This window comes from Romboutsia lituseburensis, from assembly GCF_024723825.1.
GTDB lineage: Bacteria > Bacillota > Clostridia > Peptostreptococcales > Peptostreptococcaceae > Romboutsia_F > Romboutsia_F lituseburensis_A.
The window spans coordinates 1,495,684-1,507,530 of record NZ_JANQBQ010000001.1; the positions used below are offsets into that span (position 1 = coordinate 1,495,684).

The following is an 11,847-nucleotide window of genomic DNA, read 5'->3' on the forward strand; positions in this document are numbered from 1 at the left end:
TTGCTAAATAAAAAAGAAGCCTATAATAGGCTTCTTTTTTATTTAGCTTCTTATTATTTTTCTTCTTTTTTCTCTGCTTTTTCTGGCTTTGGTAAAAGAACTTTTCTAGATAAGTTTACTCTTCCTTTTTCATCTATTTCTGTTACTTTAACTTCTACTTCATCTCCTATGTTTAAAACATCTTCAACTTTAGCTACTCTTTCGTGAGCTATATGAGATATATGAAGTAATCCTTCTTTTCCTGGAAGTACTTCAACAAATGCTCCAAAGTTCATTATTCTAGTTACTTTACCAGTATAAGTATGTCCTACTTCAGCTTCTGCAACTATATCATTTATCATCTTTTGAGCAAGTTTTATCATATCTGGATCAACTCCACCTATGAATACTTCTCCTGTTTGTTCTATATCTATTTTAACGCCTGTTTCATCTATTATTTTAGTTATAACTTTTCCACCAGGTCCTATTACATCTCTGATTTTATCTGGGTTGATGTTCATAGTTATTATCTTAGGTGCATATCTAGATAATTCTGGATTTGGCTTAGCTATTGTTTTTCTCATTTCATTAAGTATGTGTATTCTACCAACTTTAGCTTGAGTTAAAGCATTTCTTAGAACTTCTTCATCTATACCAGCTATCTTAATATCCATTTGAATAGCTGTTATACCATTTTCAGTTCCTGCAACTTTAAAGTCCATATCTCCCAAATGATCTTCCATTCCTTGTATATCTGAAAGTACTGCTACCTTATCATCATGCTTTATAAGACCCATTGCTATACCTGCAACCATATCTTTTATAGGTACACCAGCATCTAATAAAGATAATGTTGATCCACATACACTACCTTGAGATGTAGAACCATTTGAACTTAATACTTCAGAAACCACTCTTATTGCATAAGGGAATTCATCTTTTGATGGAAGTACTGGTATTAAAGCTCTTTCAGCAAGTGCTCCATGTCCTATTTCTCTTCTTCCTGGTCCTCTTGATGGTCTAGCTTCACCAACACTATACGCTGGGAAGTTGTAGTTATGCATATATCTTTTTGTTTCTTCTTCATCTAGCCCATCTAATATTTGAGCTTCTCCTAGTGCTCCAAGAGTTGTTATTGACATAACTTGAGTTTGACCTCTCGTAAATAATCCAGAACCATGCGTTCTAGGTATAAATCCATGATCACACCATATTGGTCTTATTTCTTCTAAACCTCTATTATCTGGTCTTACATTTTCATGAACTATAAGTTTTCTAACTTCTTCTTTTATTATTGCATGTAAAGTTTCTTCTACATCTATCCCGAACTCTTCTAATATATCTTCAAAATGAGTAAAAGTAGCTTCTTTTACTGCATCCATTTTTTCCATTCTTTCAAGTTTTTCTACTGTTTTTACAGCTTCTTTCATATCTGCAGTAGCAAACTCACGAACTGCTTTTTCTACTTCTTCATCAATTTTATGTAGTTCGAATTCCATTTTTTCTTTTCCAACTGCAATTACTATTTCTTCTATGAAAGCTACTACTTTTTTGATTTGCTCATGTGCAAATAATATAGCTTCAAGCATTAAGTTATCTGGTATTTCTTCTCCACCAGCTTCAACCATCATTATTGCATCTTTAGTTCCTGATACTACAAGATGCATAGTACTCTTTTCTCTTTCTTCAGCAGTAGGGTTTACTACAAAAGCTCCGTCCACTAAACCTATTAAAACTGATCCAGTTGGACCATTAAATGGTATTTCAGATATTGATAAAGCTATTGATGAACCTATCATAGCAACTATATCAGGAGTACAATCTTGATCTACTGATAAAACTGTAGCCACTACTTGTACATCATTTCTAAACCCTTTTGGGAATAGAGGTCTTATTGGTCTATCTATAAGTCTAGAAGTAAGGACCGCCTTTTCTGAAGGTTTCCCTTCTCTTTTTAAGAACCCACCTGGAATCTTACCAACTGAGTATAATTTTTCTTCATAATCAACACTTAGAGGGAAGAAGTCTATTCCATCTCTTGGCTTTGCTGATTTAGATGTGTTTACCATTACCATAGTATCGCCATATCTAAGTATTGCACTACCGCTAGCAAGTTCTGCTATTTTTCCTATTTCAACAGAAAGTTCTCTTCCTGCTAAATCCATTTTAAATATTTTATGTTCAAACATTAATGCTTGCCTCCTCTTTTTAAAACCGCTTTTATCATCCTATGTACTATATTATCAAAAATAGTATAAATTAACAACATAAAAGTAATACACTGGCTTTGATTGATTATTCTTAAATACTATAGGATAATAATACTTTTTCTATTTAATTTATTATTTACTTATTACTTCAAAATTAGTCATGTCTAGTTTGAACAACTAATTGCTAAAATTTCTGGTCCTGTGTGAGAACAAATACAAGCTCCTCCTCTTGTAATATATATCGATTTTGCTTTTATATTTTCCTCTACTTCTTTCTTTAATTCATTAAAATCTTTCTCATTTGACCCATATCCAATTATTATATTTTTATCTTCTAATGTTTGATATTTCTCTTTTATCAAATCTATTATAGTATGGACAGCATGTTTTTTTCCTCTTACTTTATCTAATAGAGATATATTTCCATCTTTAACTCCAAATATCGGTTTTAAATTTAACATATTACCTATAGTAGCCGTTGTTACTGAAACTCTACCACTTCTTTTTAAATACTCTAAAGTGTTAACTACAAAAAATAAGTTTACACTTTCTCTAATATTCTCTAATTCATTTATCATTTCTTTACTATCTATTCCAGTATCTAATAATTCACACGCTTTTATTATATACTGAGCACTTCCTAACGATAAAGTTAATGTATCAAATACCTCTATTTTTCCTTCAGTGTCATTTTTAGCCATAACTGCACTTTGATATGTACCTGATGATTTTGACGAACCTGTTATACAAACTATTTCATAATCTTTTGCATATTTATCAAAAACTTCTTTAAACTGCATATATGTTGCTTGCGATGTTTTTGGTACATCTTTTCCATCTTTCATCATTTTATAAAACTCTTCATTGCTTATGTTAACACCATCTTTATATTCATTTTCATTTATTATTATAGTTAATGGTATGATTTCTATATTATGTTTATCTATTAATTCCTCTGGTACATCACATAAGCTGTCACAAACTAATTTTATATTCATTGCATATTCCTCCTAGTATTTTGCTTTATTTATATTTCAGATTTTCCACCCTTTTAATTTCTCTATATATACCAAAATCACCTTTTATATTTTGAATTATTATCTTAATTGCTAAAATATAATCACAACTTACATTTATCTTATATTATTTTTATATAAGAAATACTATGATAAATTTAATTTAGATTTAACCCTCTATAGAGTATATTTTATATCAAATTTAAATTTGATGCAAAATTTACCACATTATTTTTTAGATTAAAAACTTATTATAATATTTTAAATGATTATTTTATTAAAATAAAAAAAAGCATGTATCTAAAAATAATTTACAAACATGCTTATCTAAAAATTTTATTTAATATTTATTTTTTTATATGCTTTTTTAAAATTTGAGCTACAGGAATACCTATAATTATACCTATAATTATTTGAGTTACATTTCCCGGTATAGATGCTAATGCTTTAATATGATTTCCATATAATATTATTTCTGTAATATAATATCCAAATATCATCCATACACCAGACAATATTATTGCTATTATATTAGTTACAACATTGTTCCCATTTTTTCCATTAGACCATGCTACTTGACCTATTATATATCCCATAATACCCCTTACTACAAATGTAAATGGAGCCCATATTGCCCATTCTGATAATAAATCAAACAAACCCATACCAAAAGCACCAGCAATAGCACCTTTCTTTTTACCAAAAACTATTGCTGCTATAAAAAGCATCGTATTTCCTAAGTGAACAAGTCCACCACTTGATGCGATCGGTAATCTGATATTTATAAACCTAGTTGCTATAAATACTAATGCAATAAGTAATGCTGTTTCAACTAAATCCCTAGTTGTATTTTTTTGATTACTTTTGCTCATTACCTCCATAAAAATCCCCCCTATTTTTTATTTATAATACTTATTGAACATATCAACTAACTTGTACTTACTTTCAAATCCCATGTTTTTTAAGCTTATATCTATTGTATTTAAAATATTTAATATTTTTTCTACTCTTGCATTTTCCCCCATATGACCAATTCTAAGTATCTCATTTTTATATCGTCCCAATGATGTTGCAACTAAAGTGTTATAATTTTCTAGCATATAATTTGATAAATTTAATGCACGTATATTTTCAGGTATTTTTACTGCAGTTACAGTATTTGAGTAACCTTTCTCTAAGAATAATTCTAATCCATAGTCTTTTATTGCATTTCTTGTTGCATATGCTATTTTTTCATGTCTATCTAATATCTTTTGACTACCTTCTTCTAAAATATTATCTATAGCTTTATCTAAACCAATAATATCGCTTATTGGCATTGTATAAGGAAAACTTTTTTTATTATAATAATTTTCCCATATACTTAGGTTACAATAAAATCCAACCACTTTAGATTTTCTATTTTTTATAATATCCTTAGCATTTTCACTCATACTTACTATAGTTAATCCTGCTGGAGCAGATATAGCTTTTTGAGATCCTCCTAAAACCATGTCTATCATCCACTCATCTACTTTAAGTTCTTGTCCAATCATTGCTGCAACTGAATCTACAACGGTTAAAATCCCGTATTTTTTTAATAGTGGACATATTTTACTTATATCATTAAGTACGCCTGTAGGAGTATCACAATGTACTACAGTAGCATATTTAAAGTTATTATCCTTTTCTAAGAATTTTTCTAAACTTTTTATATCAATGTCTTTTTTATAATCTTGACTAAAAAGTACAGGCTCTCCTCCATACATACTAATAAAATCTTTAAAACCTTCTCCAAATATTCCATTATCTATAACTAATACTCTATCTCCCTGTTCGGTTAAAGATGCACACGCTGCTTCAAGACCTAATATTCCTTCTCCGCTCAATATATAAATATCATTTTTTGTATTTATTATTTTCCCTATTTTATCACACGTATTTTTATAGAAATTTACAAAATCCTTATCTATATCAGGATTTGTAGTTTTAGTGGCCCTAGCTAGTCTTACATTTTCTCTTACATCGGTTGGTCCTGGTGTATAAACTATCTTATTATTCATTTCTTTTACCCCCTTGCATACCTTTTCATAAATATTGTATATTATTTTTCTATATTATGGTACAATTTAAACAAATTCTTAAATTGTACCAATACATTTTTACCCTTAACTATTTATATCTATTTTAATAAAGAATTCACTTCGCTTAATCTACTGTGTTGATGCTATTATTTACTCACCTTAAGTTTATTGATATCTCCCGGTTAAAACTATTTATCCTCAATTATAATGTAATCATAGTTTCCTTGTACGTAAAAAAGAGCCAATTAAAAATCAGCTCTTTTTTATTATTTATATAGATATATTTTTACAAAAAAGAGAAGGTATATACCTTCTCTTTTATATCATAAAGTAAATTATTATTTTCTTAATCCTAACTTAGCTATTAACGCTCTGTATCCTTCTAAGTCTCTATCCTTTAAGTAAGCTAATAAGTTTCTTCTTCTACCAACCATTTTTAATAATCCTCTTCTTGAGTGGTGGTCTTTTTTATGAGTTTTTAAGTGATCGTTTAACTCGTTTATTCTAGCTGTTAATAAAGCTATTTGTACTTCTGGAGAACCTGTATCTCCTTCTTTTCTTCCGTATTCTTTTATTATTTGTTCTTTGTTCATCATCATTGTGATTTACCTCCATAAATTTAAAATCGCCTATTACTAAGCACTAATTGGAGTAATTAAATGCCGAGTAATGGTTACTTGAATTATTTTATCATACATTTTTCAGTTTTGCAAATATACTTTTCAAAAACATAATTAGTATCTTTTCCTAACTGATTTTTTAATTCTTCTAGTGACGAAAACTTCTTTTCATCTCTTATTCTTTCTAAAAATTCAACCTTTATATTTTTGCCATATATATCTTCATCGAACTCTAAAATATTAGTTTCTATTGATAAACTTTTCCCATTTACAGTAGGGTTATATCCTACATTGGTTGCTCCAAAGTAAACTTTATCTTCAATATATACTTTGGTTGCATATATACCATTTTTAGGAATGACCATATTATTATCATTTTCTAAGTTTGCAGTTGGAAATCCGATTGTTCTACCTAGTTTTTTGGAGTGAATTACTCTACCCTCTAATTGATAATTATATCCTAAATATTGTCTCACTTTATCCAAACTTCCTTCCGATATTAAGCTTCGAATTTTTGTGCTACTAACTCTTATTCCATTTATTCTTATAGGACTTACTATTTGTAGTTTAAATTTATATTCGCGTGATAATAACTGCAATGATTCAGTATTTCCTTCTTTATTTCTTGCAAATGTAAAATCATGGCCTATTACAAGTTTGTCTATATTAAGTTTATCAACTAAAATATTTCTTACAAATTCATTAGGTGTAATTTGAGTCATATAGTCATCAAAAGGTATACTTATAACCATATCTACACCCATATCTTTAAGTATAGATAATTTTTGCTTTTCGCTTATAATATTTTTTATAGAATTTGGTACAAAATAATTAGCTGGATGATTTTCAAATGTAAATACTACACTTTGAATATTATTTTTCTTAGCATAGTCTACAGTCTCTTTTATAAGAACTCGATGCCCTTTATGAAGACCATCAAAATTCCCTATAGTTATAACACTTTTATTTTTATTATTTATTTCATTTATAGATTTTATAGTATTCATAATGATATCCCCATTTAAATTAAAATTCATTTGTTTATTGATCACTTTATATTTTTACATAACACAAATATCTAAACAAATAGAAAATATTAAAATTCTTATACTATAAATAGTTTATCACTTTTAACACTTATCGTGTTGTCTTTTTTAGATAGTTTTCCTACACCTATAAATTCTTTTTTGTCATTATACACTCTTACAAATTCATCATTGTTGTCAAATGTTTTTTCTAAGAATCTTCTTTCATCTATAATCCCACCATTGATATAATACTTTTCAGCATTAGGATGAATTACAATATGTTTAAAATTAGATAATACATAGTCAATATCGTATAGATACTTGTCTAATGTGTTATTGTTTTTATATTCTTCTAATTCTTCTATTGTTATTCCATTATTTAGGTCAAATTTACCTGATGATGTTCTAAGTAAAAATGACATATGTCCTCCACACCCTAACTCTTTACCTATATCAAAACAAATACTTCTTACATAAGTTCCTTTTGAGCACTTAACATAAAACATTATTTTATTTCCTTGTATACTTAATATATCAAGTTCTTTTATGTGAACAGGTCTAGTTTTTAAACTTATCTCATCTGCTCTTCCACTTCTTACTAAATCACACATTCTTTTTCCATTTACTTTAAGTGCCGAATAAATCGGAGGAAGTTGATCTATATGTCCTCTTTGAGTCTCAAATGCTTTTTCTATTTCATCATTAGTAAAATCTACATTATCAACTCTTTCTATTATTTCACCAGAAGAATCATAAGTATCTGTTGTAATACCAAGAGTTAATTCACAAATATAGCCTTTATCTTTATTAAGTATAAGTTCACTTACTTTGGTCGCTTTTCCTATACATATAGGTAGTACCCCTGACGCATCTGGGTCAAGGGTACCTGTATGTCCAACCTTTTTAGTATTTAATATTCTTCTTACAGCACTTACAACATCATGAGATGTCATACCTGTAGATTTTATTATGTTTACAATTTTGTTCATATTATCCACCTTAGATTGTCTTTAATACAGCTTCTAAGACCTTTTTCTTTGCATTTTCTACACTATCATAGATAGTACATCCTGCTGCTCTTATATGTCCTCCACCATTAAAACTTTGTGCTATTTGGCTTACATCCACATAATTTTTCGATCTTAAACTTACCTTGACTTCATTTTCTTTCTTCTCTTTAAGTAAAATGCCTACTTCTACACCTTGTATATCTCTAGTGTATGATGTTATTCCATCAACATCGTTGAAGCTTATGGTATTATTTCTTAACATTTCTTTTGTTATCATTATACTAGCAACTTTACCCTCTACAATGTCTAAAGTATTTAAAGCCTCACCTAATAACTTATAATAATTATAAGGATTACTTTGAAATACTTGTTGTATTATCATATCTCTTTTAGCGCCTTTTAATAATAGTTCTTTTGCCATTTCAAAACTACTTGGATGAGTACTTGAATAAGCAAAATTACCCGTATCAGTTACTAAACCAGTATAAAGTGCTGTAGATATACTTTCATCTATTAAATCTAAACCTTTAATATTTTTAAATTCAACAAGAAGATTATATACTAATTCGCATGTTGATGATGCATTTGCGTCTATATAATTTAAATCTCCATATGAATCATTACTTGCATGATGATCTATACAAATTATTGTTTTTGCATTATCTCTAATGTCATCAGATAAACATATTCTATTTTTATCTCCGCAATCAAGAGCTATTATACTATAATCTTTTTTATCAAATTCATTAGATTTTAATATTTCAACTCCCTCAACTAAGAAAGTCAAGTTTAAAGGAGCGCTATCATCTAAAACGTAGTAAACGTTTTTCCCTAACTTTTTTAAGCTATAATACATACCAAGGGTAGAACCTATATTATCTCCATCAGGACTAACATGAGAAGTAACGACAAAGTCGTTACTTCCATGTAAAAATTCTATAATATTATCAATATTATTCTTCATCAAACTCTTCTTCATCTATTGTAGATGCAGTAGCTCCATTGTTTACTTTTCTGATTAAATCATCCATATACATTCCATTTTTTATAGAATCATCAACCTTAAATATAATTTGAGGAGTATGTCTTAACTTTACGTTTTTGCTTACTTCTCTTCTTATATAGCTTACTGCACTTCTTAGTCCTTGTAATGTAGATTCTTCATCTCCACCTAGTATACTTACATATACATATGCATAACTTAAATCACTTGTAACTTCAACATCAGTTACACTAACCATAGAGTTTATTCTAGGGTCTTTTATTCCACTTATAAGCATTGTACTTATAACTTTTCTTATCTCTTCTGCAATTCTTTTAGTTCTACTATATGATGCCATTAGTATCGACCTCTTTTATATCTATTTTAATTTTCTTTCTACTTCTTTAGTTATATAAGCTTCTATTATATCGCCTTCTTTTATGTCGTTATAATTAACGAAACTCATACCACATTCATATCCATAGTTAACTTCTTTAACATCATCTTTGAATCTCTTAAGAGCTGCTAATTCGCCTTCATGGATTATTATTCCATCTCTAACTACTCTTACTTTTGATCCTCTGAATATCTTACCATTAGTTACATAACATCCTGCTATTGTTCCAACACCAGATAATTTAAATGTTTCTCTAACTTCTGCTTTACCTGTATCTTCATCTCTATATTCAGGATCTAACATACCTGTCATAGCAGCTTGAACATCTTCTATAGCCTTGTATATTATAGTGTATGTTCTTACATCTACTGATTCTTTTTGAGCTAACATTTCAGCACCTGGAACTGGTCTTACGCTAAATCCTATTATTATAGCATTAGACGCAGCAGCAAGCATAACATCTGATTCTGTTACTGCTCCAACTCCACCATGTATTACTCTAACAGCAACTTCTTCATTTGATAATTTTTCAAGAGATTGCTTAACTGCTTGAACAGAACCTTGAACATCAGCTTTTATAACTATGTTAAGTTCCTTAACTTCTGCATCTCCCATTTGAGAGAAGAAGTCATCTAAGCTCATTCTTTGGTTAGATTTTAGCATTTCTTCTCTAGCCATTTGTTGTCTCTTTTCAGCTACATTTCTAGCTATTTTGTCAGTTGCAACAGCAACAAACTGATCTCCACCTTGTGGAACTTCTGATAAACCTAATATTTCTACCGCAGTAGATGGAGTAGCAGCCTTTACTCTTTTACCTTTAGAGTTTATCATAGCTCTTACTTTACCACTTGCAAGACCACAAACTATTGGATCTCCAACATTTAATGTTCCACCTTGAACAAGTATAGTAGCAACTGGACCTCTACCTTTGTCAAGCTCAGCTTCTATTACAGTACCAACAGCTCTTTTCTTTGGATTAGCTTTTAACTCTTCCACTTCAGCAACTAAAAGTACCATTTCAAGTAATGTATCTATACCTTCTCTTTTTAAAGCTGATACTGGAACACATATAACATCTCCACCCCAGTCTTCAACTAATAATCCTTGCTCTGATAATTCTTGCTTAACTCTATCAGGGTTTGCTCCTGGCTTATCTATTTTGTTTATAGCTACTATTAAAGGTACATTTGCAGCTTTAGCATGGTTTATTGCTTCTACTGTTTGAGGCATTATACCATCATCAGCAGCAACAACTAATATTGCCATATCTGTAACTTGCGCACCTCTAGCTCTCATAGATGTGAAAGCTTCATGTCCTGGAGTATCTAAGAATACTACTTTTTCTCCATTTACCATAACTTCAGAAGCACCTATATGTTGAGTTATTCCTCCAGCTTCACTTGAAGTTACATTTGTTGATCTTATAGCATCAAGTAGAGATGTTTTACCATGGTCAACATGTCCCATAACAGTAACAACTGGTGGTCTTTTTACTAAATCTTCTTCTCTATCTTCTTCTATTTCAAGTAATTCTTCTATTGCTTCTAACTCTTCTTCATCAGATCCACCTTGAACTAATTCAAATCCATATTCACTAGCTACAAGTGATCCTATTTCTAAGCTTATTTCTTGGTTTATTGATGCCATTGTTCCCATTTTCATAAGCTTCATTATTATTTCAGATGCAGATTTATCTAATTTATTAGCTAATTCTTGAACAGTTAATTTTCCATCTATTTTTATAGTTGGTCCATTAGTTGCTGCTACTTCATCTTTTAATATATCCATAGCTAATTCTAATTCATATTCTTCTATTTCAGAATTTTCATCAACTACGTTTATCTCTAATTCTTTTAATTTAACTAGTACATCCTCATTGGACATTCCTAATTCTTTCGCTATTTGGTATACTCTTGTTTTTGACACAAGATCACCCCCTATTATATTTTTGGTGTTTCCATTAATTCTATTAACGTTTTGGCAAAATTTTCATCTTTTACTCCTAGTGCTGCTCTTGGAGCCTTTCCTATTGCCAAGCCTAATTGTAACTTAGTTGAGAAATATACATAAGGTATACTTCTATACGATGATTTATCTTTAAATAATTTTTTAGTATTATCTGATGCGTCATCAGCTACTATAACTAATTTTACTTTTCCTCTTTTTAGTTCAAGTAGTGTTGAATCATCACCTGACACTACTTTACCCGCTCTAGTTGCAAGCCCTAAAAGAGAGTATATCTTATTTTCATTAGTCTTCATATGCCTTTAGCTCCTCAAGTAGATTTTCATATACCTCATTAGGTACTTCTAATTTAAATGCCTTATTTAAAGCTTTTGTCTTTATAGCTTTTTTTAAACATTCAGAATCCTTGCATATATATGCGCCTCTACCATTTGCTTTTCCAGCAGGGTCTAAAAATATTTGACCCTCCTTATTTTTGACTATTCTAATTAAGCCTTTTTTAGAGTCTCTCTCTTGACAAGCTATACATTTTCTTTGAGGAATCTTTTTTTGTTTTTGCAAAGAACACCCCTCCTTA

General features: G+C 29.6%; 12 protein-coding genes. All 12 read right to left on the reverse strand.

Annotated features, from left to right (window positions below; all coding sequences use genetic code 11):
• Positions 1–53: 53 nt before the first annotated feature.
• Positions 54–2,168 (reverse strand): polyribonucleotide nucleotidyltransferase, encoded by a 2,115-nt coding sequence (locus tag NWE74_RS07290; protein ID WP_258242561.1) that lies wholly within the window; start codon positions 2,166–2,168, stop codon positions 54–56.
• 185 nt (positions 2,169–2,353) lie between these two features.
• The gene (locus NWE74_RS07295) at positions 2,354–3,187 is read right to left on the reverse strand and encodes a DegV family protein (RefSeq protein WP_258242562.1); all 834 of its coding nucleotides are present in this window, start codon (positions 3,185–3,187) and stop codon (positions 2,354–2,356) included.
• Between the two features lie 365 nt (positions 3,188–3,552).
• Positions 3,553–4,086 carry an ECF transporter S component gene (locus tag NWE74_RS07300; RefSeq protein ID WP_258242563.1) on the reverse strand — a complete coding sequence of 178 codons (534 nt, stop codon included), beginning with the start codon at positions 4,084–4,086 and terminating at the stop codon, positions 3,553–3,555.
• Between the two features lie 18 nt (positions 4,087–4,104).
• Positions 4,105–5,247 carry a pyridoxal-phosphate-dependent aminotransferase family protein gene (locus tag NWE74_RS07305; RefSeq protein ID WP_258242564.1) on the reverse strand — a complete coding sequence of 381 codons (1,143 nt, stop codon included), beginning with the start codon at positions 5,245–5,247 and terminating at the stop codon, positions 4,105–4,107.
• Positions 5,248–5,606: 359 nt separating this feature from the next.
• The gene (gene rpsO, locus NWE74_RS07310; protein ID WP_092724717.1) at positions 5,607–5,864 is read right to left on the reverse strand and encodes a 30S ribosomal protein S15; all 258 of its coding nucleotides are present in this window, start codon (positions 5,862–5,864) and stop codon (positions 5,607–5,609) included.
• Positions 5,865–5,950: 86 nt separating this feature from the next.
• The gene (locus tag NWE74_RS07315; RefSeq protein WP_258242565.1) at positions 5,951–6,895 is read right to left on the reverse strand and encodes a bifunctional riboflavin kinase/FAD synthetase; all 945 of its coding nucleotides are present in this window, start codon (positions 6,893–6,895) and stop codon (positions 5,951–5,953) included.
• 98 nt (positions 6,896–6,993) lie between these two features.
• Positions 6,994–7,905 carry a tRNA pseudouridine(55) synthase TruB gene (gene truB / locus NWE74_RS07320; RefSeq protein WP_258242566.1) on the reverse strand — a complete coding sequence of 304 codons (912 nt, stop codon included), beginning with the start codon at positions 7,903–7,905 and terminating at the stop codon, positions 6,994–6,996.
• 10 nt (positions 7,906–7,915) lie between these two features.
• Positions 7,916–8,890 carry a DHH family phosphoesterase gene (locus tag NWE74_RS07325; RefSeq protein WP_258242567.1) on the reverse strand — a complete coding sequence of 325 codons (975 nt, stop codon included), beginning with the start codon at positions 8,888–8,890 and terminating at the stop codon, positions 7,916–7,918.
• Positions 8,880–9,266, reverse strand: coding sequence for a 30S ribosome-binding factor RbfA (gene rbfA / locus NWE74_RS07330; RefSeq protein WP_258242568.1), 387 nt, complete (start codon positions 9,264–9,266; stop codon positions 8,880–8,882). The genes NWE74_RS07325 and rbfA overlap by 11 nt, the downstream gene beginning before the upstream one ends.
• A 21-nt stretch (positions 9,267–9,287) precedes the next feature.
• Entirely contained in the window at positions 9,288–11,231 is a 1,944-nt protein-coding gene (gene infB, locus NWE74_RS07335) for a translation initiation factor IF-2 (RefSeq protein ID WP_258242569.1), read from the reverse strand.
• Positions 11,232–11,245: 14 nt separating this feature from the next.
• Positions 11,246–11,566, reverse strand: a complete 321-nt coding sequence (locus NWE74_RS07340; RefSeq protein ID WP_258242570.1) for a L7Ae/L30e/S12e/Gadd45 family ribosomal protein — start codon at positions 11,564–11,566, stop codon at positions 11,246–11,248.
• Positions 11,556–11,831, reverse strand: a complete 276-nt coding sequence (rnpM, locus tag NWE74_RS07345; RefSeq protein ID WP_258242571.1) for an RNase P modulator RnpM — start codon at positions 11,829–11,831, stop codon at positions 11,556–11,558. The genes NWE74_RS07340 and rnpM overlap by 11 nt, the downstream gene beginning before the upstream one ends.
• Between the last annotated feature and the right edge of the window lie 16 nt (positions 11,832–11,847).

Excerpts from the sequence above, each read along its gene's own strand:
- NWE74_RS07290 (WP_258242561.1), bottom strand. The coding sequence starts at position 2,168 with ATGTTTGAACATAAAATATTTAAAATGGATTTAGCAGGAAGAGAACTT.
- NWE74_RS07295 (WP_258242562.1), bottom strand. The coding sequence starts at position 3,187 with ATGAATATAAAATTAGTTTGTGACAGCTTATGTGATGTACCAGAGGAA.
- NWE74_RS07300 (WP_258242563.1), bottom strand. The coding sequence starts at position 4,086 with ATGGAGGTAATGAGCAAAAGTAATCAAAAAAATACAACTAGGGATTTA.
- truB (WP_258242566.1), bottom strand. The coding sequence starts at position 7,905 with ATGAACAAAATTGTAAACATAATAAAATCTACAGGTATGACATCTCAT.
- NWE74_RS07305 (WP_258242564.1), bottom strand. The coding sequence starts at position 5,247 with ATGAATAATAAGATAGTTTATACACCAGGACCAACCGATGTAAGAGAA.
- rpsO (WP_092724717.1), bottom strand. The coding sequence starts at position 5,864 with ATGATGAACAAAGAACAAATAATAAAAGAATACGGAAGAAAAGAAGGA.
- rbfA (WP_258242568.1), bottom strand. The coding sequence starts at position 9,266 with ATGGCATCATATAGTAGAACTAAAAGAATTGCAGAAGAGATAAGAAAA.
- NWE74_RS07315 (WP_258242565.1), bottom strand. The coding sequence starts at position 6,895 with ATGAATACTATAAAATCTATAAATGAAATAAATAATAAAAATAAAAGT.
- NWE74_RS07340 (WP_258242570.1), bottom strand. The coding sequence starts at position 11,566 with ATGAAGACTAATGAAAATAAGATATACTCTCTTTTAGGGCTTGCAACT.
- NWE74_RS07325 (WP_258242567.1), bottom strand. The coding sequence starts at position 8,890 with ATGAAGAATAATATTGATAATATTATAGAATTTTTACATGGAAGTAAC.